Consider the following 20,198-nt stretch of genomic DNA (forward strand, 5'->3'; position numbering starts at 1 on the left):
TTTTGCGCGTGATGCTTTAGAGGCTGCCTGAGCCAGTGCCGGGGGGAGGCTGAATCGAAAGAGCGATGCCCCTGAGGCATTCGGCGATACATCCGACAGATGTACCATCAAATAGTTTGCCTTCAATTTCATCCCCGCTCTGCTGCATGATGCAAGGCCAACCGCGCGCCACCTCGCGCGGCGCCCATCCTTCCCCCGCGCCGGAGCACACGCCATGCACGAACGCCGCCATTTCCTTAAGACCGCCGCCTTCGGCGCCCTCGCCACCGGCCTGGCCTCTGTGCTGCCGCGTGCACGGGCGGCCACCAGCAACGGCGTCGCACCGCTGCCGCGTGGCGCGGCGCGGGTGATCTCGACCTGGGACTTCGGCATCGCGGCGAATCAGGCGGCGTGGCAGGTGCTGTCGCGCGGGGGCGTGGCGCTGGACGCGGTGGAGGCCGGGGTGAAGGTGCCGGAGGCCGACCCGAACAATCCCACCGTCGGACTCGGCGGCTATCCCGATCGCGATGGGCGGGTCACGCTGGATGCCTGCATCATGGACCACACCGGCGGCTGCGGGTCGGTGGCGGCGCTGGAGGACATCGTGCATGCGATCTCGGTGGCGCGGCGGGTGATGGAGAAGACGCCGCACGTGATGCTGGTCGGCGACGGCGCGCTCCAGTTCGCGCTGGCGCAGGGCTTCGAGCGCACCAAGCTGCTGACGCCGTCGTCGGAGAAGGCGTGGAAGGAGTGGCTGAAGACCTCCGAGTACAAGCCGGAAGCGAACATCGAGAACCGCGCCTACCAGAAGGGCACGCTGCCCGGCGGCAAGGACAACCACGACACCATCGGCATGCTGGCGCTGGACGCGCACGGCAATCTGTCCGGGGCGTGTACCACCAGCGGCATGGCGTGGAAGATGCACGGCCGGGTCGGCGACAGTCCGATCATCGGCGCGGGCCTGTACGTGGACAACGAGGTCGGTGGTGCGACCTCCACCGGCGTCGGCGAGGAGGTCATCCGCAATGTCGGCAGTTTCGCGGTGGTGGAGATGATGCGCCAGGGCAAGAGTCCGGCCGAGGCCTGCCGCGAGGTGGTGATGCGCATCGTAAGACGCAAGCCGCAGCTGACCCGCGACCTGCAGGTCGGCTTCCTGGCGATGAACAAGCGCGGCGAGGTCGGCGCGTTCGCGATCCAGCCCGGTTTCAGCTACGCGGTCTGCGATGCGCAGCAGCAGGATCTGTTGCTGCCCGGGCAGAGCCATTTCGCGAAGCCGGCCGCATGAGCCAGGTCGTGCGGATGGGCTTGGAAGTGGCGGCCGATTCGATCGGGTCGGCGCTGGCGGCGCAGGCCGGCGGGGCGATGCGGGTGGAGCTGTGCGGCGGCCTGGACGGTGGCGGGCTGACGCCGTCGTTCGGCACGCTGGCGGTGTTGCGCGATCGCCTGACCATTCCGCTGTACGTGCTGATCCGCCCGCGGGTCGGCGATTTCGTGTTCGACGCGGCGGACGTGGAGGCGATGCGCCGCGACGTGGAGCAGTGCGTGCGGCTGGGCTGCGACGGGGTGGTGCTGGGCGCGCTGGATCCGGCGGGCGAGGTCGATATGGACACGATGCGGGTGCTGATCGCGGCGGCCGGATCGCTCGGCGTCACTTTCCACCGCGCCATCGATGTCAGCGCCGATCCGCGGCGTGCGTTGGAGGATGCGATCGCGCTGGGGTGCGAGCGGGTGCTGACCTCCGGCGCGCGCGAGACCGCGGAGGAGGGCGCGGCGTTGATCGCCGAGTTGGTCCAGCAGGCGGGGACGCGCTTGAGCGTAATGCCGGGGTCGGGAGTTTCCGATACCAATCTGGCGCGGTTGCGTGCACTGACCGGTGCGCGCGAGTTCCATGGATCGGCGCGCGGACCGCTGGCGTCGCGGGCGTTGGCGCCGCATCCGCATGTGCGCAGCCTGGGCGGGGATCGCATGCAGACCGATGAGGCGCGGGTGCGGCGGATGGTGGCGTTGTTGGCGGAGTAGTGGGGGCGGTGGTTTGGGGGTGGGGAGTGTTTGCCCGGGGAGCTTCAGCTTCGACAGAACTCCAAGTCGGTATGGTGACGGGCTCCGTTCGTCGCGACTGAAGTCGCTCCCACAGGGGCTTGCGGCCAGCCGCTGGGGCGTTGTAGGAGGGACTTCAGCCCCGACGGTTGCCGAAGTCCGCCATCGTGTCGTTGTCCGTGTCGCGGTTGAAACCGCTCCTGCAGGGAGGCTTGCGATGGGCTGGCTGGGTGCGCTGTAGGGGGGCTTCAGCCCCGACGGTTGCCGAAGCCAGCCATCGTGTCGTTGTCCGTGTCGCGGTTGAAACCGCTCCTACAGGGAGGCTTGCGATGGATTGGCTGGGTGCACTGTGGGAGGGGCTTCAGCCCCGACGGCTGCCGAAGCCTGCCATCGCGTCGTTGTCGGTGTCGCGGTTGAAACCGCTCCTACAACGGCAGCCGTGCTGCACTGGTTGACATCTGCGGCGTTTGATTCGGCATGCGTGTCCGGCGCGAATGCCGCATGGCGCCGCATCGGGTGCCGGCGCGCGGTTTCACTCCTTGCCGGCAGGCGTCGCGTCAGCGCGCAGCCGCTTCGGGTCCAGTGCCACGTGTTTGATGCGGGTGCGTTTCCAGGTGTAGCTGATGTGCACCAGGCCATCGCGGGTCTGGATCACGGCCGGATACGAGAATTCGTCCTTGGCGCTGTCTTCCAGGGTCAGTACGCGGGTCCAGTGGATGCCGTCGTCGGACAGCGCCACCGCCAGGGTGCCGCGGCCGTCCCACCAGTCCTTGCCGGCTTCGGTGGGGTTGTAGACCAGCAGCGAGCGGCCGTCGGCCAGCACCACCGCGTCGGTGCCGGAATTGGGGTTGGCCAGGTCGAGCAGGGTCATCGGTTCCCAGCTGCGGCCGTGGTCGCGCGACCAGGTGCTGAACACGTGGTTCTGCTGGCTGCGGCCGATCGCCTGTACGCTGCCGTCGCTGTGCACCAGCACGCTGGGCTGGATCGCGCCGATCCGCTTCGGGTCGTTCAGCGCCGGGCCGCGGGTCCAGTGCGCGCCGTCGTCGTCGGACCACTCCATGTGCGCGACCCAGCCGGCGTCCTCGCTGCTGCTGGGGCTGAGGATGCGGCCGTCGGCCAGTTGCACCGGCTTGTTCTTGATCGGGCCGAGGATGCCGTCGGGCAGGCGCTCGGGCGCTGACCAGTGCACACCGCCATCGCGGGAGGTGGCCTGCATGCCCCACCAGCGCTTCGGGTCCGGGCCGACCTTGTAGAACAGCCGCAACGGCCCGTGCGCCGGCTGGAACAGCACCGGGTTCCATGCCGGCAGCGGCGTGCCCTGCGGCTGCGCGCCGTCGGCCACGCGCTGCGCCGGCTGCCAGCCCTGCGCGTCGCGCCGCGCGAGCCAGATGCCGACGTCGTCGGCGCCCTCGTGGCGGCCGCCGAACCAGGCGGCGAGCAGCCCATCGCGGGTTTCCAGCAGGGTCGAGGCGTGGCACTGCGCGGTCGGCGCGTCGGCGTTGACGAATTCGCTGTAGACGACCGGCGACGGCAGGCCGGGGGCCGGCGCGGTCGGCGCAGGGGCGGCGATCGCGCGCACGGCGAACAGCGACAGCAGGGGGAGTAGGGAGGGGCGCATCATGGTGGTCCGGTCCTGTGCCGGTTCGGGGGATACCTATTTATCATCAATTAAATACCATATGCGGGCCGTGCCGGAAGCGTACGGCTGTCCCGACTGCGGGAACCTGCGATGCCGAACCGCCCCCTCTCCCTGTCCGATCCGCTGGCTGGCCGCTCCTGGCACGATCGCGCTGACCGTGCCGCATGCGCTGGCGGACAGCGTTCCCGAGGTGAAACCGTCGCCGCGGCAGGTCGCCCGGCAGGATCTGGAATTCGGCGTGATCGTGCATTTTGGCACCAATACCTTTCTGGACCGCGAGTGGGGCAACGGCATCGCCAGCCCGAAGGTGTTCAACACGGGCCAGTGGATCCCGCGCACTGGGCGCGCGCCTCCAAGGCGGCCGGCGGCAAGTCTCTGCTCCTGGTCGCCAAGCACCACGGCGGCTTCTCGCTGTACCCATCGCCGAGAACGGGTAGTCGGTGAAGAAAAGCCTGTGGCTGGTCGGCCAGGGCGACCTGGTGAAGACGAACAGTGAGGCGGTGCTCAAGGAAAGCATGGACCTGGGCATCTCCCTGTCGCCGTGGGACCGCCGTGAACCCGAGTACGCCGACTTCATGGCCTACGCGAGCACTGCGTCTCGCAGCGGATCGAACCGGCCTCGCACTATGGCCCGCTGACCGAGCGGCAGCTGGACGGCGCCGGCAGCGCCGGGCATGTCTACAACTTCGACAAGGACGTGGAAGAGTTGCGGGCCTGTCGGGCCAACGCGATGGTCTTCGCCGACACCGCCCTGTTCGAATATGGCGACTCCCGCGCCGACGCGGCGCATATCGCGAGTTCCAGCTGTGCAATGTGGGCGCCGCCGCTGCGCGTTGAACCGCCACGCCCGCCACACGCACAGGCCGCACCCAACAGACGACCGGGCGCGTCCCTTCTTTCACAGGGCGGCGGATGCCGCGTTTAGGACAAGGTCGCCGAGCACGCGCGTCGCACGTCGCACGCTGCGTGGACCGATGGGGGGAGACGACGCGGCGGCGCCGCGTTCCCGAACGGAGCAACGCCATGGCCGATGCCACAGCGAGAAAAAAATCCCATGCCCGCTCGGCCTGGACGCGGCGCAGGGTCGTGCGGCGCGCGCGCCTGCGCCAGGCATGGTACGTGGCCCTGGCGTGCATCGCGGTCGTACTGGCGCCAGCGTGGGATGCGCGCGCGCAGGCATTGCCGGCCATGGCCGATACTTGCGCCGTGCCGCTGCAGACGTGGCGCTGATGGCCGGCGCAAGCGGCTGAGCGCACGCCGCTGCCGCCGCTGCGATGCGGCGGTACCATCGGCTGGTCGCTGGTCGCTGGCCGCGGCCGGAGCCTGCCGTTGCGCGGCGGCGCCGACTCGAACGGCGGTGCAGACGCTGCCACCCCGCGCGGATGCCGCCTGCCGTCGTCTTCTTGCCAAAGGAATCGCCATGGCCCATGCCACGTTCGCCGAACCGACCCCGCCTGCCCGCTACGTCTTCGATTTCCACAGCGACTTCAGCGCCATCCTGCCGACGCAGCGCAGGCATCCCGACGATGCCGCGCCATCGCTGGCGCGGCTGCTGGCGCAGCGCTTCTACGCCGACGATGCGCAGGCATCGGCCAAGGGCGAGCTGTTGCTGTTCGACTATGCGTTGTCGCTGATGATCGACCCGGCCAGCAATCCGTTCGTGCGCCTGCTGCGCAAGGCCAATCGGGCCGAGTACGAACCCGCCGAATGCGTGGCGGAGAACCTGTACATCGCCTGCCAGGCGATGGCGGCGGACGCGGGCTACGCAGCGCAAGCGTCGGCGCTGCCGCCGCAGTCGCCGGCGTTGTATGCGCTGGTGGGCCGCGAGATCGTCGCGCCGGCGCTCGCGTCCGCGTCCGCGCCCGATGCCCGCTTGCGCGCATCGGTACGCTACTTCAACGACGCGCTCTACAGTGCCAGCAGGCACGCACCGTCCGACGACGCCTGCGTGCTGCGTCGCCATTTCGTGCAGCGGCTGTGCCAGGGCGATCCGGCCAGTTACGCCGGCTGGAGCGAGGCCCAGAAAGCCGGCTACCGGCAATGGGCGATGGCGACGTTCGACGCCCTGCGCGAAGACGGCGTGCTGCTGGCCCAGAGCGTCGCCACCGCGGAACAGATCCGGCCGCTGGCCAAATTCGCCCAGCACTACAACGCGCGCTACGGCACCGACTATCGGCTGCTGGTGCACACGCCGCAGCGCGGCCTGCCTGCCGGCGCGCTGACGACCTACCTGGCGGACAAGGTCGAGCCGCTGTTGGCCGGACAGGGCGAGGGCTATGCGAGCATCGTCGGGCTGGCCATGTCCGGCACGCAGAACAAGGCCAGCGACTACGCTGAACTGCTCGCGTGGCTGCAGGCCAAGGCCCCGGCGCTGCGCGGCAACTTCGGCGGCAGCGATGGCGCGCGTGCGCTGCGCGCGATCGTGCGCATCGATTGCGCCGAGGGCAGTGGCGTCGGGGCGGAGAACCGCTCGCTCATCGGCGGCTGCATCCAGCAGGCGGGCGAGCCCGACCCGGCGTTCCATGCGGCGCTGTCCGCGCGCGTGCGCGACGCCTGGAGCGCGGCGCAGGCCACGCAAGAGCAGGCGTCCCCCGGCATCGCCACGCCGCGGGGACTGTTCGAAGCCGTGTTCGGGCATACCGCGTTCGCGCATGCCGGGATCGAATTGCGTCGCTTCGACATCGATGCGCCGCTGTCGCGCGCGTGTGCCGGTGCACGCGCCAAGCGCAACGCGATGGCGCTGGTCGAGGCGCTGGACCAGCCATCGGCGACGCCCGCCACCGATCGCTACCACGCCTTGGCACTGGGCAATCCGGTGTACGCCTTCCGCGTCGGCCACGACCACCACCATCGCAGCTACCTGATGTCGCGCTATCCATGGCTGGCCTTCGACACCACGCTGGGGGGCGACGCGATCGCCGGCGCATCGGCGCTGTTGCAGCCGGCGCAGGACAACCGGCTCGATCGCGGCGACCGCCGTCCGCGCAACGACGTCGAGAGCGATGTGCTCGACGTGGTCGGCGATGCGGTGCTGGGCGCGAAGGCGCAGGGCTTGAGCCAGGCGAAGGTCGCCAAGTTCGTCGAGCTCGCCTGGGCGGACGCCCTGGCCGCGACGCTGCAGCAGCACCGGGCCTTCCTGCAGCAGCAGCTGACCGATGCGCTGGCGCCGATCCACGATCCGGCGCAGGACGATGTCCTGTTCGATCTCTATTGCAAGCTGGTCCTGTACTGCGCCGGGGACAAGCCTGCCGCTGCCTTGCGCTACCAGGCGCTGGTGCGCGCGTTCCTGCCCTTCCAGAACTGGCGCTCCTGCCTGCTTGGCAGCGATGGCCAGGGCGTGTCGGGGACGACTGCGCAGCATGGCTATCTGCGCATGCAGGCGCTGCTGATCCACACGCTGCGGCCGGACGACCACGGCGTGGTGCAGGAGGAAGCGCTGAACGCGGTGGCGGCGCTGTTGCGCAAGCTCGCGCTGGGCTATTGGAAGGCGACGATCGGCCAGCCCGGTATCCTGCAGAACGAGGCCGATCCGCCGCACCACGCAGCGTCGGCGGGCGTTGGCGGTCCAGCCGCCGGTGGCGACGAGGCGAAGTCTGTGGCCAGTCGAGCCGCGACATCCGATGGAACGGGAACGGCGATGGACGGGAGCGACGAGGACCGGCGGCAAGCGCCATCGACCCCGCTGACCACCGCAACGGACCTGTCGCAGGCAGACGCCGCGGCGCAAGGCCCTGTGCTGCCGGAACCTGCGCCTGAGCGACCGGCGCAGTCCGAGCTGGACGAACGGCTGCGTGCGCTGAGCGATCCCAAGCAGCTCGAAGCCTTGATCAAGCTGCTGAAAATGCACTGAGCCACGCCGGTGCGTTCCGGAGCGGGCCTGGCTGCATGCGCAGCGGGCCCGTTCTTTTTTGCGTACGCGCGTAAAAAAGCCTTCCCCGCAGGACGCGCGCGTATGCATTCGTAGACAAAGCCATCCTGCATGCCGCCTGTGGCGCGCTCGGCCGCCGATGCCGCGTGGCGTTGTCACCCAGGGAACAGCTATTGCCTGCAGGCCCCGCTGAGACTCGTTGCACAAGGGGCTTTCGGGAGTGTGCGGATGGATGTGGCAACGGGGAAGGAGAATGGGGAAGCCGGCCGTTTCGCCAAGGCCGACGAGATGTTCACGCATGCATGGCGCAATGCCTTGCCGGATCTGCGCAGGCGTGCGTTGCGGCTGGCGAACGGACGCCTGGATGCGGCCGAGGACCTGATGTCGGATACCGCGGTGAAGGCGCTGCTGTTCATGCGCCGCTCGCCGGAGGCGATGACCGATCCGCAGGGATTCCTGTTCGTGGTGCTGCGCCACGTGTTCCTGGATGCGGTCAGGCGCCGCCGCGGCGGCGAGCCGCTGGACCGGCAGCACGAGGCTAAGGAAATGGACACGGTGGCCGATCAAGGGATGACCGCGTTGCAGCGCGCCGAACTGGACGATCAGATGGAGCGCGTGGTGGTCGCGGTGGCCGCGCTGACCCGCGAACAGCGGCGCCTGTTCGCCTACCGCTTCGTCGAGGAGTTGCCGTACCCGGTGATCGCCAATCTGCTCAGCATCAACCAGCCGCTGGTGCGCAAGCGCGTGGAGCTGTTGCGCAAGCGCCTGCGCCACGCATTGGTGGCGGAGTGAGGGCGGCCGGCCAAGGCTTCACAAGCCGCCCACGGCGGCGTTTTCATTCAACGCCGGGCCGGCGCAGGCCGCGGCATCGCGGGCGCTGCGGCTGACCCACGGCTCCGTCCGTGGCGACCGCGCCGCCTCCCGGCAGGCGACTTACGAAGGAACAGGTTCATGGCAGACAACACGCTCGTCAATTCGCAGATCACCGATGCGGTCACCCAGACCAACGTCAAGGTGGTGGCCGAGGCGCCCGCCCAGGCGATCGCCTCGCTGTACCAGGTCTCCAGCCATTCCACCGGGCTGGCGTTGCAGAACGCGGTGCACAGCCAGCAGGCGCTCAACCAGGTCTCCAACGCGGTGGTGTCCAAGGCGGTGGCGCTGATCATGGCGATCGGCGAGAAGTGACGCGGCGCCGCGGTACGCGTAGCGCCGGGTGATGCCGCGGCGTCGATCCATCCTTCAGGAGATGTGGCATGTGGCCTTTCAACAGCAAGACCAATCCGCCGCCCGCCGCCGCGGCGGCGCCTGCGCCTGCTGCGACGGCGCAGGCGGCAGCTGACGCGGCGCCTGCAGCGGGCGCTGCGGCGGCAGCTGCGCCATCGCCGGCAGCGGACGGCGCGGCACCAGTTGCGCCTGGCGCGGCTGCGCCCGCCACGGTTGCGACGACGGTGGCAACGGCGTCCAGCGATGCGCCTGCGGCGAGCGCCACGGCGGTAGCTGCGCCAGCAGCGACGGAGGACGGCGCGGCGCCATCTGTGCCCAATCCCGCTGCCCCCGCCGCCGCGTCGACCTCCAGCGCCATCCCGGCAGCGGCCACGCCGACGGGCGATGCGGGCGACACGGAGGCGGGCAGCAGCCCCAGCGCGGCGCCGGCTGCCGCTGCCGCGCCGGCCGCTGCCGACAGCGCTTCGACCGCTGCGACCGCTCAGGCCGGCGCTGGCGCGTCACCGGCGCCAGCAGCGTCAACGTCACCGCCATCTCCGCCGCCCACGTCGCCGGCGACTCCGACCTCGCCGCCGCCGCCACCGCCACCGCCATCCATGCTCAAGACCCTCAACGCACGCATGCTGGAGCAGGCCTCCGCGGCGACGCCGGCCAGCGATGCGCTCAACAGCAAGATCGTGCAGGCGGTGCAGCTCAGCAATGCCGAGACGATGGCGTACGCACCCTCGCAGATCGTGGTCGGCTCGAACATGCTGGTCAGCCAGGCGGCCGGCCTGATCGCGCAATCGGCGGCGGTGTACTTCGACGGCGTCAGCAAGATGGCGCTGGCCAGCCAGGGCGTGCTGATCAAGCAGATGACCGAGAACCTGGCCGAGAACAAACTGGAGCAGGCCGCCGAGGATGCGCTGGGCGTGCTGGCGACCGACGTGCTGGTCGGCGCGGCGGCGGCGGTGGCGGCCGCGGCCGGTGCGCTGGAAGCGGAGTCGGCCAGTTTCGCCATCGACAAGATCGACCAGAGCATCGCCAAGTACGCCGACCTGATGCGCGGACGCACGTCGGCCTCCAGCTGAGCGCTACGCGCCACCGATTCCACCACGCTCGAAGAGAAGCATCATGCAGGACAGCCAGACATCCGATCTCAACACGCTGTACCAATTCGCCGAGGCATGGCTGAAGCGCCCGCTCATGGAAGTGGAGCGGGAGCAGCTGCGGGCCTTCGCGATCGCCACCGCGGCGCAGAAACCGGCCGCTGGCGCGGCCGACGAAGCGTCCACCTCGCTGATCGACGCCGAGCGCCAGCGCGTCCAGGGCCTGATCGCGCAGATGATGCAGAAGATGCAGGACTCCCGCGGCGGCGTCACGGGCGCCACCCAGGCCAACGAGGCCGCGGTGCTCAGGGCCCTCTCCTCCGCCCCCTCGCTGGACAACCTGCGGCCGGGCCAACTGCGTCCGCCGCAGAACGGCGAGAGCGGCGGCAACCAGCTGGTGATGGCGCAGATCGCCGACCGCCTGGCCAACCTGGTGCAGCGCGAGGTGCAGGACTGTTTCGATCGCCAGTTCGGTAGCCTCGCGCAGCAGATGCAGGCGGTGGTCGATGCGGCGCGTGCGCAGGGCCTGATCGGCGCGCCGCCGCCGGCCGAGCAGGACACGCCGCCGCCGCCGGCGACCTGACCTGCTGCATGACCAGTTTCGCGCCTCTGCGTGTGCACGTGGAGGCGTTCGCGTGCGCGCCGTTTGGGCGCGACGCCGATGCCCGGCTGATCCGGCGTGGCCTGTCGCCGCCGCTCGGCGGCGTGGCAGCCCCGTGACGGTCGTCTGCGCGCGGCGCCACCGCAGACGCGGATGGCGTTGCGCGCGCGGGCAGATGCCAGGCGTGGCGCGTCGGAATACGTAGTGCGCCGATGCGGCGAGCCCCATGCGGCGTGTCGTGTGCCTGAGCCTGAGCGCGACGCCGCAGCGGTGCCGCGTCGCGGAGGCGCCACCGCTGCCGCAGCATCCGCATACCGCGCCGCACGCAGTGCCGGCGCCTGACGCCAAGGCAGTCGTGGCGCGATGGCTGCACAACCGCCATGCGCGCGAGGCGACGCCGGGTCGCGAGACAAGTGGTGCGCACGGTTTCACAGTCCGTGCACTGCGCCGTTTTCAGTGATCGTACGGCGTGGGCCGTACGCCAACCCAGGAGCGAACACATGGCATTTCCAACCGCCGTCAACGACCAAATCACCGATGCGGTCACCCAGTCCAACGTCAAGGTCATCGGCGAAGCGCCGGCCTTCGCGATGGCGTCGATCTACCAGAGCATGGCGCACTCGACCGGCATCCTGTTCGAGAACGCCGTCTCCGCGCAGCAGCAGCAGAACACGCTGGCGCAGGCCGCTGCCAACCAGGGCGTGATGCAGATCTACAGCCTGGACACCACCGCTGCCGCCGGCGCCACCGAGAAGGTCGCGCAGACCGGTGTCTCCGACAACCTCACCAGCCTGCTGACCGTGCTCAACGCGTTCAAGTAAGCGCAGGCCCGCTTGCCGTCACCGCGGCGCGGCGACGGTAGCGCGGGGCTGGCCCCTGCTGTTCCTTTCCTATCGAGGACCGATTCATGGCTTATCCCACCGCAGTCAACAACCAGATCACCGACGCCGTCACCCAGTCCAACGTCAAGGTCATCGGCGAGGCGCCGGCCTTCGCCATGGGCTCGATCTACCAGAGCCTGGCGCACTCCAGCGGCATCCTGTACGAGAACGCGGTCGCGTCCCAGCAGCAGCAGAACACGCTGGCGCAGGCGGCCAACAACCAGGGCGTCATGCAGATCTACAGCCTGGACACCACTGCCGCGGCGGGGGCGTCGGAAAAGATCGCGCAGACCGGCGTGTCGGACAACCTCACCAGCCTGATGACCGTGCTGCAGGCGTTCAAGGGCGGCGGCGTCCCGGGCCTGACCAACCCCTGAGCCAGCGTCTCCAGAACGGCGGACCGGCCCGGTCGCGCCGTTCTTCTTGCCGGTCTCGTCCACTCCGGCCGCAGGCGTGCGGACCGGAGCGGCGATCCCGCCGCGGCCCACCGCGCCGCATCCAATCACGACCTGCCCTCGACCGGCACGCGCCCTGGCTGCCTGCCGCGGCAGGATGCGTTCGACGCCAGGCGTCGTCAGGCGTCGCCGCAGAAGGGGGAGTATGGACTTTCCTGCACTGGCCGACCCGCAGGCCGGAGACATCGTCGCGGCCGCCCATGCCGGCGACGAGCCGCACACGCGCATGGCACGCGACGGCCATCGGCAGCTGCTGGAGCGCTCGGCGCTGTTCCACGAAGTGCCCGCCGCGGTGCTCGACCATCTGCTCGCGCATGCCAGCGAATGCGACCTGGCGCCGGGCAGCGTGCTGTTCTTCAAGCACGATCCGAGCAGCTTCCTTGGCGTGCTGGTGCGCGGGCGCCTGTACAAGGTGCTGTACGGCCCCGACGGCCAGGAGCTGATCGTCGGCACCATCGAACCCGGCGGGCTGGTGGACGAGGCCGCGCTGCTCGAGCCGCACGGGCGCAGCTTCACCGCCATCGCCTTCGGCGCCAGCACCGTGCTGAAGCTCTCGCGCCGCCATTTCGCCACGCTGCTGGCCGCGCCGCTGTTGCGCCAGCGCATCGACGCGCTGCTGCGCCTGCGCTTGCGGCAGACGCTCGACAGCCTGGAAAGCATGTGCCTGCACCGCCTGGAAGTGCGCCTGGCGCGCTACGTGCTGCGCCAGCTGGAACTGCACGAATGGCAGCGCGGCGGCAGCTGCGCGATCGCGTTGCCGCCCAACCAGAGCATCCTGGCGGCGATGCTCAACGTCAGCCGTTCCAAGCTCAATGCGCAACTGCAACAGTGGAAGCGCAGCGGCCTGGTCAGCCGCCGCGGCAACCTGCTGCGCATCCACGACCTCGACGCGCTGTGCGCCAAGGCCTACCTCCACGCCAACGCGCCGCTGCGCACGCTGGCCTGGCACGGCGAGGACGGACTGCGGCCGGCGCCGTGCCTGCCGTTGCTGCCTTGCAGCGCCGGCTAGCGCATCGCCGGTTCCACCAAGCCCCTGCAGGAGCGGCGTCAGCCGCGACGGGATTTGCCCGGAGCTGGGATCGCAATCGATCCTGTGCCCGTGACATGTAAATGCGTTGGACAAGGTGGGTGCCGCTCGGCGGCAGCTTCGTACAACCGTCTGAGGCGTGTGTGGGCCAAGGTGTCAAAGGGAACCGTCATTTCAAACGGCGACCTGGGCGCGCAGGCTTCTCCCTCATTCCGAAAGCAAGGCGCAATAGTGCAAACCTGCGCAGGCATCCTTCGTAAAGCGCAAGGCATGCCCCCATGCTGAGAAGCAGGATGGCGAAGTATTTGATCCATGGGCTCCACGAACATTGGATGACGTAGTAGCCGATCATGACGATGACCGTCTGGTGCATGATGTAAAAGGGATAGCTGGCCTCTTTCGCCCAGGCAAGCACCCGGTGTGTGCGCGAAAGATAGCGGTAGCCGTAACCGAGAAACACCATGAGCCACAGCCAGGTGAAGAGATTGGAACCGACCCTGTCGATCAAGGAGTCGTGCTGGATGATCCCCGTGGTGAACAGCGAGATCAGCAGGAAGAACGCCGCGAGGCCCATGAAGAGCGACCACCTGCGGAAATCGGAGAGCCATCTCCAGACCCCGGGCATGGACGCCATGACGTAGCCATACGCCGTCAGCAGCAGGTAGTGGTTGAAGATGTACCAATCGCTGACCAGATTGTGCGTCTCCGGGAAGCGCAGTTTCAGAAGGGCTTCGTTGATGCCGAGCGGGATGCCCAGCAGGAAGAGCCACTTTCCTGGCGCGACCTGGGCCGCGGTTCGCTTCCACCACAGCATCGCGGGCAGCAGCAACAGCACGTACAGGTAAAGGTAAAGGATGAACCACAGGTGGTGCCAGCTGAAATCCCCGGCCGGGTAGAAATGGAATTGCAGAACGCGTGTCAGGTAGAAATCCAGATAGCCTCCACTCCATTGTCCATGCAGCCGCCGCTCGTAGTAGATCTGCGGCGGGACGACCAGGAACATGCCGACGATCAACGGCAGGAGCAGTTTTTTCGTGCGTTCCTGCAGGAACTGCCCTGTGTTGCGCCGCTGCAGCGCGAACCACATGCCGGCCCCGGCAATGACGAACAGCAACGGCATGCGCAAACGGTGGGCGATGTCCATCGGCCACTGCAGGGAGGGGATGGTCTGGCTGTTGACGACATGCCAGCCCCAGCCGACGAAGATCATGCCCGTATGGAAGAAGAACAGCACGAAGATGGCGATGACGCGCAACCAGTCCAGGAAGTCGTAGCGTTCCTGCGGTTGTTTGGTGGCAAGCATCAGGTGGGTCTCCCGTATCCGCGATACCTGGGAGCCTGAGCGATCGGGCGTTGGCCGGCAGCAGATTCGGGGCGGACGGAGACTCAGGCGTGGCAAGCCGGACGCTACCAGCCCATGCGGGCGAACACCGCTTCGCGGTACCGCCGGCTGAGCCGCAGGGTGCGGCCGTTGCGAAGGTGCAGTTCGTAGTCGCCCTTGAACAGCGGCGTGAGCGATCCGATGCAGGCGAGGTTCGCCGCGGCCGACCGATGGATGCGGACGAAACGCTGTTCGCCCAGCTGGGCCAGCAGATCCTGCAAGGTCCTGCGCATCAGGTAGGTGCGCGCGGCGGTATGCACATGCACGTAGTTGTCGTCGGCTTCCAGCCATTCGATCGATGTCGCATCGATCAACTGCAGACGCTCGCCATCGGGCACGAGCAGACGCTCGCATCCCGGGGTGCGCGCCCGTCCCATCGCCACCGCTGCGGCGCCGGACTCGTGCGCGTCCAGCCGCTCGCGCACGCGTTGCACGGTACGCGCGAGCCGATCGCGGTCGTAGGGCTTGAGCAGGTAGTCGATCGCATCGAGGTCGAACGCCTTCACTGCATGCGCATCGAAGGCGGTCACGAACACGATCAGCGGCGCGCTCGACGGCTCCAGTTGCGCCGCGACCTGCAGTCCCGATAGCGTGGGCATTTGGACGTCGAGAAAGGCCACGTGCGGGCGCAACTGCTTGATGCACAGGGCAGCGGACAAGCCGTCCTCGGCCGATCCGACCACGGCGATGCCGGGTTGCTCCGCCAACCAGCGCTCGAGCTTCTCGCGAGCGGGCGCCTCGTCGTCGGCGATCACGGCGCGGATCATCGCGTGGTCTCCGCCAGCGGGATCGAGACGCGTGCGGCAACGCCGTCGCCCTCGTTGCGGACGGTCAAGGATGCAGCATGGCCGTAGATGATGCTCAGGCGCTCCCGGCAGTTGCGCAATCCCAGTCCGTCCTGCATCTCCGGCGCGGGCAGCGTGGAGCAGGAATTGTGCACCACGATTTCCAGCGAGCCGCCTGCATGCCGTGCACCGACCGTGATGTCGATGCGCGCCAACGTCGGCTCGACGGCATGTTTGAACACGTTCTCCAGCAAGGGCTGCAGCAGGAGTGCAGGGACGCTGGCGTCGAGCAGCGCCGGATCCACCTGCCACCTCAGTGTCACCCGATCCCGGAACCGCTCGCGCATGATGTCCGCGTACAGTTCGAGCGTGCGCAGCTCCGCAGCCAGCGGTGTCATCTCGTTCTCGACTGTTCCAAGGCTGGTGCGCAGCAGGTCGCCGAGTGCCGCCAGCAGGCGGTCGGCCCGCGCCACGTCTATGTGCATCACCGACGAGACGGTATTGAGCGCGTTGAACAGGAAATGCGGCCGCAGCTGCCCCTGAAGGTGCGCGAGCTGCGCCTCGGCCAGCGCCTTCTGCGTTTGCAGCAGGCGATTGCGCTGCAGTTGCCACTGGTCATGGGACTCGAGTCCAAACAGGATCCCCAGCCATAGGCCCACGAAGACGCTCAGCTTGGCGGTCTCGTACACGAACAGGTAGCGCCAGCTCGGATGCGCGTAGGTGAGGCCCACTGCGGCGTAGACGCCATGCCGTATCGCATACACCGCTACGAAGAAGGTGACGGCGACCACCGGCAACCAGCGCAGGTAGCTGCCGAACCAGGCCAGGGGCCTGGCCAGATCGGGCGCATGACGTCCGCGCACCCGGACCGCAAGCCACATCCAGCCGGTTGCAACAAACGCGGAACTTCCCTCCCACAGCACCGGTTCCCACCAGCGGGTGAGCGGATTGCGTAGGCCCTCCTGCACGGACACGCCGATCATGAGCAGACAGAACGCCGTCCACAACACGATCAACGCGTTCGGAGTGGACATCGCACCGCTGGCCGCGAGGACGCCTGCCCGTGGTGGACGAGATGGCGGGTTCATGATGGGCAAGTGTACCCACGCCAATGCACGTGGGCGTGGCGTGTGGGGCAAGCGGGACCTGCGAGGGGCGAAAGGGCCGATAGCGGGCGCCAAGCCCCGTTGGCCGGTATCCAGCTTCGCCGCCTGCGCGCTGTCCTGGCGCCAGGTCTGTCGCATCACGGCATGCGCGCACCGTTCGTCGCGACCGCTCCCGTGCAGGCGGTTCGACCGCATCGCCGTGCGGATCTGCATCGGCTTGGATATGGTCGTGCCGGTGGTGCCGGGTCGCCCCTCAGCGGTGGATCTATTCCAGCGCCTCGCCAGCCGCAACACGCAGCGAGCGGCCGCGCAGTTTCAAGCCGATCGCCACGCAGCCACCCAGCGCCAGCCAGACCAGGCCGCCGTACTTGGCGTAGCGGTCGGCGCTGTACAGCACGTAGGCCAGGATCACGAAGCCCACCAGCGGCACCAGCCCATGCAGCACGAACCGACCCTGGCGGCGGAAATGCCAGGCCACCGCCACGTGCAGCAGCAGGAAGGCGAACAGCGCGCCGAAGTTGCACACCGAGGTCAGCAGCGCGATCTTGCCCAGGAACGCCAGCCCCAGCACCAGGCTCAGCGCGGCCACCAGCACGATCGCGCGCTGCGGCACCCGCGTGACCGGATGGATGCTGCGCAGGAAGCGCGGCAACTGGCCGTCGCGCGCCATCGCGAACAGCAGCCGCGACGTGGCCGCCTGCGCCACCAGCGAATTGGCCACCGCAGCGCTGATCGCCAGGGTCAGCGCGATGACGATCTGCAGCCAGGGGCCGGCCACCAGCCGGCCCACTTCGAAGAAGGCGTTGTTGGAGGCCGCCTCGTCGGGGAAGCGCACCAGGTTCGGCAGCAGCAGCGCCGCCAGCCAGGTCTGCAGCACGAACAGCGCCGCCACCAGCGCCAGCGACAGCAGCGTGGCCTGGCCCACCGCCCGCGCGCCGCCGCGGCTTTCCTCGGCCAGGGTGGAGATGGCGTCGAAGCCCAGGAACGACATCACCGCCACCGACAGCGCGCTGAAGATCATCGGCACCGAGAACACCTCGGGGTTGTAGAACGGCCGCAGGTTCCAGCTGGCGCCGTTGTTGCCGCGCTGGATCGCCACCACCGCCAGCACCACGAACAGCGCCAGCACCACCAGCTGCGCATACAGGAACAGCCGGTTGGCATGGGCGGTGACCTGGATCCCGCGCAGGTTGATGACCGTGTTGAGCGCCACGAAGAACACGATCCACACCTGCTGCGGCAGCGCCGGGACCACCGCGGCCATCGCGTTGGCGCCGACCACGTACAGCAGCGTCGGGATCAGCATATAGTCCAGCAGGATCGCCCAGCCGGCCAGGAACCCCAGCGAGCCGTTCAGCCCGCGCCCCACGTAGGCATAGACCGAACCGGCCACCGGGAACGCCTGCGACATCTGCTGGTAGCTGGAGGCGGTGAACAGCATCGCCACGAAGCCCAGCAGATAGGTCAGCGGCACCATGCCGTGGCTGATGTCGAAGACGCCGCCGAAGATCGAGAACGGCGCGGTCGGCACCATGAACACCAGCCCGTAGATCAGCAGGTCCTTCATGTCCAGGCGGCGCTGCAGTTCCTGGGTGTAGCCCAGGCCTTCCAGGGTGTTGGCGTCGGTGGGGCGGGTGTCGGTCATGGGGAGCCACGCTGGCGGGAGAGGGGAGGGCGGCGCAACGGATTGTCCGCCAGCGCGCGGGCTGGCAGCGGAGCGGATCGGCGACCTTCGACCTTAGGCGCCGCCGTCGGCTCCGATCCAGTGGCAAAAATGCTAGGTTTCGATCTGCCGTCGCGCCGACGACGGCGCCCCTCTCCCCGGACGATGGCCATGCGCGACGACCTGGCCCTGCTGGACGCCGACCTGCAAGGATTGCCGACCCTGGACGCCTGCCTGGACCGCGTCCTGGATGCCGCGCGCGCGCTCGGCGTGCGCGCGCTGGTCTACGACTACGCACCGGTGCCGCTGGGCCTGGACGGGGAACTGATCACGCCCTCGGTCTTCGTCCAGCGCAATGCGCCGGCCGACATGCAGCAGGTGTGGTGCGAACACGGCTACTACCAGCACGACCCGGTGCAGCAGCGGGCCTGCCGCCGCAGCGCGCCGTTCCTGTGGTCGTACCGGCCACTGCCGCCGGGTCCGCGTCGCGAATACCTGGGCGACCTGCACCGCCCGGTCACCCGCTATCTGTGCGAGCGCGGCATGGGCGCCGGCCTGACCGTGCCGCTGCATCTGCCCGGTGGCGCGCTGGCCACCTTCACCGGCGTGGTCGATGGCGACCTGCCGCCGGAGACCGCGCTGCAGCAGGCCGAGCGCAGCCAGGGCGCCTTCCTGCTCCTGGCGCATGCCTTCCAGGCGCGCGCCCAGGACCTGCTCGACGCCCGCCAGCGCCGCTGTGCGCAGATCGTGCTGACCCGGCGCGAACGCGAATGCCTGCAGCACTCCGCGCGCGGCCTCACCGCCAAGGCCATCGCCGCCGCGCTCAACCGCTCGGTGGCCACCGTCAACCTGCATCTGAATTCGGCGGCGCGCAAGCTGGGCGCACGCAATCGGGTGGATGCGGTGGTGCGCGGCCTGCACTACCGGCTGCTGGAGCCTTAGGCGCCGGGGTTGCGTGTCCCGCTGCATGCCGCGGCGGCCTGCGTGCGCGCAGCGGGCACAGGTCGGTCGCGAGCGGGCGAAAACCTCGCATTTCTGCCAGTGCCGCGCATGCCGGCGACCGGCTAGGCTGCGGCTCCGCACGCAGCGAAGAGCACGCCATGCAGGTTCGAGAGGGCTACGCCGACTTCCAGGGGCACCGCACCTGGTACCGCGTCACCGGCGCGCTGGACAGCGGCCGGCTGCCGCTGGTGGTCGTCCACGGCGGCCCGGGTTGCACCCACGACTACGTGGACAGCTTCAAGGATCTGGCGGCCGGCGGACGCGCGGTGGTGCATTACGACCAACTGGGCAATGGCCGTTCCACCCATCTGCCCGAGACCGATCCCGGCTTCTGGACCGTGCAGCTGTTCCTGGCCGAACTGGACAACCTGCTGTACCACCTGGGCATCGCCGACTACGCGCTGCTCGGCCAGTCCTGGGGCGGCATGCTCGGCGCCGAGCATGCGGTGCGCCGTCCGGCGGGGTTGCGTGCGCTGGTCATCGCCAACTCGCCGGCCTCGATGCCGTTGTGGCGTGCCGCCGCGCTGCGCCTGCGTGCCGCACTGCCCGAGCCGGTGCGCGCGGCCCTGGACCGCCACGAGGCCGACGGCGACCTCGACCATCCCGACTACCGCGCCGCCTCCGACGTGTTCTACGCGCGCCACGTGTGCCGCGTGCAGCCGATGCCGGAAGCGGTGGCGCGCACCTTCGCCGCGATCGACGCCGACCCGACCGTCTACCACGCCATGAACGGCCCCACCGAGTTCCACGTCATCGGCAGCCTGCGCGAGTGGAGCATCGTCGAGCGCCTGCCGGCGATCGACGTGCCGACCCTGCTGCTGTCCGGTCGCCACGACGAAGCCACGCCGGAGACCGTGCAGCCCTACGCGGACATGATCCCGGATGCGCGCTGGCACCTGTTCGAGCACTCCAGCCATATGCCGCATGTGGAGGAGCGGGAGGCTTGCATGCAAGTGGTGGGGGCATTCCTGGCCGAGCACGATCGGTAGGGCGTGAACCCGGCGGGTTGTTCGGTGGAGGGCGGAGGCGGTAGCCGATGCTGGCGTGAGGAAGAAGGCTAATCGCCGGCGACGAAACTGGAAAATATCCATTTCCCGTCGATGAGCTTGAAGCCGGCACGGTAACCGCTGCCGGCGTGTGGTGGGCACTCCAGGTAGTCGGTCGCAAGACGTTGGCGATGGCCGGCGGTGCTTTGCGCCAAATGGCGAAGGTACGCGGGCTCCCGGGTCCAGAGCGCGATCGCCTCGTCGGGTCCTCCATCTCCGCCGAAGCTCGAAACAAAGTCGGGCGACATGGACTTGCGCAGCGTTTCCGGCGCTCCGGAGGCGGCAGCGCCATGCACGGCAGCGACCAAGCGAGTCGCCGCCTGGGGAACCTTGGTCTTGCCGGTCTGGGCTGCAGCGTCTCCACAGCCAAGAATCAAGAGCACTGCGATAGCGCGATGCATTGCCCGACACCTGAG

The 20,198-nt window shown here is 68.8% G+C and carries 22 protein-coding genes; 15 read left to right on the top strand and 7 right to left on the bottom strand.

The window, feature by feature from the left end; genetic code table 11:
* Positions 1-214 precede the first annotated feature (214 nt).
* A complete protein-coding gene (locus AB3X10_RS06380) occupies positions 215-1,264 on the top strand; it encodes a N(4)-(beta-N-acetylglucosaminyl)-L-asparaginase (protein WP_369980029.1) in 1,050 nt (349 codons plus the stop codon).
* Positions 1,265-1,278: 14 nt separating this feature from the next.
* Positions 1,279-1,998 (top strand): copper homeostasis protein CutC, encoded by a 720-nt coding sequence (locus AB3X10_RS06385; protein ID WP_369981690.1) that lies wholly within the window; start codon positions 1,279-1,281, stop codon positions 1,996-1,998.
* Positions 1,999-2,548: 550 nt separating this feature from the next.
* On the opposite strand, the gene AB3X10_RS06390 is transcribed toward AB3X10_RS06385, so the two are convergent.
* Positions 2,549-3,637, bottom strand: coding sequence for a sialidase family protein (locus tag AB3X10_RS06390; RefSeq protein WP_369980030.1), 1,089 nt, complete (start codon positions 3,635-3,637; stop codon positions 2,549-2,551).
* A 108-nt stretch (positions 3,638-3,745) separates the two neighbouring features.
* Here AB3X10_RS06390 and AB3X10_RS06395 point away from each other — a divergent pair, with 108 nt between their 5' ends.
* The 5 genes from AB3X10_RS06395 (at position 3,746) to AB3X10_RS06415 (ending at position 8,708) form a co-directional block, all read left to right on the top strand.
* Positions 3,746-4,099 (top strand): alpha-L-fucosidase, encoded by a 354-nt coding sequence (locus AB3X10_RS06395; RefSeq protein WP_369980032.1) that lies wholly within the window; start codon positions 3,746-3,748, stop codon positions 4,097-4,099.
* Positions 4,096-4,293 carry a hypothetical protein gene (locus AB3X10_RS06400; protein ID WP_369980034.1) on the top strand — a complete coding sequence of 66 codons (198 nt, stop codon included), beginning with the start codon at positions 4,096-4,098 and terminating at the stop codon, positions 4,291-4,293. Before AB3X10_RS06395 ends, AB3X10_RS06400 begins: the two co-directional genes overlap by 4 nt.
* A 524-nt stretch (positions 4,294-4,817) precedes the next feature.
* Positions 4,818-7,505: a hypothetical protein gene (locus tag AB3X10_RS06405; RefSeq protein WP_369980036.1), complete on the top strand. Its 2,688-nt coding sequence runs from the start codon at positions 4,818-4,820 to the stop codon at positions 7,503-7,505.
* 306 nt (positions 7,506-7,811) lie between these two features.
* Positions 7,812-8,315, top strand: a complete 504-nt coding sequence (locus AB3X10_RS06410; RefSeq protein ID WP_222426045.1) for a sigma-70 family RNA polymerase sigma factor — start codon at positions 7,812-7,814, stop codon at positions 8,313-8,315.
* Between the two features lie 159 nt (positions 8,316-8,474).
* Positions 8,475-8,708: a RebB family R body protein gene (locus tag AB3X10_RS06415; protein WP_010343225.1), complete on the top strand. Its 234-nt coding sequence runs from the start codon at positions 8,475-8,477 to the stop codon at positions 8,706-8,708.
* A gap of 78 nt (positions 8,709-8,786) precedes the next feature.
* Here AB3X10_RS06415 and AB3X10_RS06420 read toward each other — a convergent pair whose 3' ends face one another.
* Entirely contained in the window at positions 8,787-9,056 is a 270-nt protein-coding gene (locus AB3X10_RS06420) for a hypothetical protein (protein WP_369980039.1), read from the bottom strand.
* 287 nt (positions 9,057-9,343) lie between these two features.
* On the opposite strand from AB3X10_RS06420, the gene AB3X10_RS06425 reads away from it, so the two are divergent.
* The 6 genes from AB3X10_RS06425 to AB3X10_RS06450 all read left to right on the top strand — a co-directional run bounded on the left by AB3X10_RS06425 (position 9,344) and on the right by AB3X10_RS06450 (position 12,781).
* Entirely contained in the window at positions 9,344-9,817 is a 474-nt protein-coding gene (locus AB3X10_RS06425) for a hypothetical protein (RefSeq protein ID WP_369980041.1), read from the top strand.
* 43 nt (positions 9,818-9,860) lie between these two features.
* Positions 9,861-10,418 carry a hypothetical protein gene (locus AB3X10_RS06430; RefSeq protein ID WP_369980043.1) on the top strand — a complete coding sequence of 186 codons (558 nt, stop codon included), beginning with the start codon at positions 9,861-9,863 and terminating at the stop codon, positions 10,416-10,418.
* A gap of 8 nt (positions 10,419-10,426) precedes the next feature.
* Positions 10,427-10,555, top strand: coding sequence for a hypothetical protein (locus AB3X10_RS06435; protein ID WP_369980045.1), 129 nt, complete (start codon positions 10,427-10,429; stop codon positions 10,553-10,555).
* A 381-nt stretch (positions 10,556-10,936) separates the two neighbouring features.
* Positions 10,937-11,257 (top strand): RebB family R body protein, encoded by a 321-nt coding sequence (locus AB3X10_RS06440; RefSeq protein WP_145702141.1) that lies wholly within the window; start codon positions 10,937-10,939, stop codon positions 11,255-11,257.
* Positions 11,258-11,343: 86 nt separating this feature from the next.
* Entirely contained in the window at positions 11,344-11,694 is a 351-nt protein-coding gene (locus tag AB3X10_RS06445; RefSeq protein WP_369980047.1) for a RebB family R body protein, read from the top strand.
* A 223-nt stretch (positions 11,695-11,917) separates the two neighbouring features.
* On the top strand, positions 11,918-12,781 hold the full coding sequence (locus tag AB3X10_RS06450; RefSeq protein WP_369980049.1) for a Crp/Fnr family transcriptional regulator: 864 nt from the start codon (positions 11,918-11,920) through the stop codon (positions 12,779-12,781).
* Positions 12,782-12,968: 187 nt separating this feature from the next.
* Here AB3X10_RS06450 and AB3X10_RS06455 read toward each other — a convergent pair whose 3' ends face one another.
* The 4 genes from AB3X10_RS06455 to AB3X10_RS06470 all read right to left on the bottom strand — a co-directional run bounded on the left by AB3X10_RS06455 (position 12,969) and on the right by AB3X10_RS06470 (position 17,716).
* Entirely contained in the window at positions 12,969-14,102 is a 1,134-nt protein-coding gene (locus AB3X10_RS06455; protein ID WP_369980052.1) for an acyltransferase family protein, read from the bottom strand.
* 104 nt (positions 14,103-14,206) lie between these two features.
* Entirely contained in the window at positions 14,207-14,947 is a 741-nt protein-coding gene (locus tag AB3X10_RS06460; protein WP_369980054.1) for a LytR/AlgR family response regulator transcription factor, read from the bottom strand.
* A complete protein-coding gene (locus AB3X10_RS06465; RefSeq protein ID WP_369980056.1) occupies positions 14,944-15,999 on the bottom strand; it encodes a sensor histidine kinase in 1,056 nt (351 codons plus the stop codon). Before AB3X10_RS06465 ends, AB3X10_RS06460 begins: the two co-directional genes overlap by 4 nt.
* Before the next feature lie 337 nt (positions 16,000-16,336).
* Positions 16,337-17,716 (bottom strand): APC family permease, encoded by a 1,380-nt coding sequence (locus AB3X10_RS06470; protein WP_369980058.1) that lies wholly within the window; start codon positions 17,714-17,716, stop codon positions 16,337-16,339.
* A gap of 189 nt (positions 17,717-17,905) precedes the next feature.
* Here AB3X10_RS06470 and AB3X10_RS06475 point away from each other — a divergent pair, with 189 nt between their 5' ends.
* Positions 17,906-18,676: a LuxR family transcriptional regulator gene (locus AB3X10_RS06475; RefSeq protein WP_206230745.1), complete on the top strand. Its 771-nt coding sequence runs from the start codon at positions 17,906-17,908 to the stop codon at positions 18,674-18,676.
* 158 nt (positions 18,677-18,834) lie between these two features.
* Positions 18,835-19,725: a proline iminopeptidase-family hydrolase gene (locus AB3X10_RS06480; RefSeq protein ID WP_369980060.1), complete on the top strand. Its 891-nt coding sequence runs from the start codon at positions 18,835-18,837 to the stop codon at positions 19,723-19,725.
* A 68-nt stretch (positions 19,726-19,793) separates the two neighbouring features.
* Here AB3X10_RS06480 and AB3X10_RS06485 read toward each other — a convergent pair whose 3' ends face one another.
* Positions 19,794-20,183 (bottom strand): hypothetical protein, encoded by a 390-nt coding sequence (locus tag AB3X10_RS06485; RefSeq protein ID WP_369980062.1) that lies wholly within the window; start codon positions 20,181-20,183, stop codon positions 19,794-19,796.
* Positions 20,184-20,198 lie beyond the last annotated feature (15 nt).

This window comes from Xanthomonas sp. DAR 80977 (assembly GCF_041240605.1).
Taxonomy (GTDB): domain Bacteria; phylum Pseudomonadota; class Gammaproteobacteria; order Xanthomonadales; family Xanthomonadaceae; genus Xanthomonas_A; species Xanthomonas_A bundabergensis.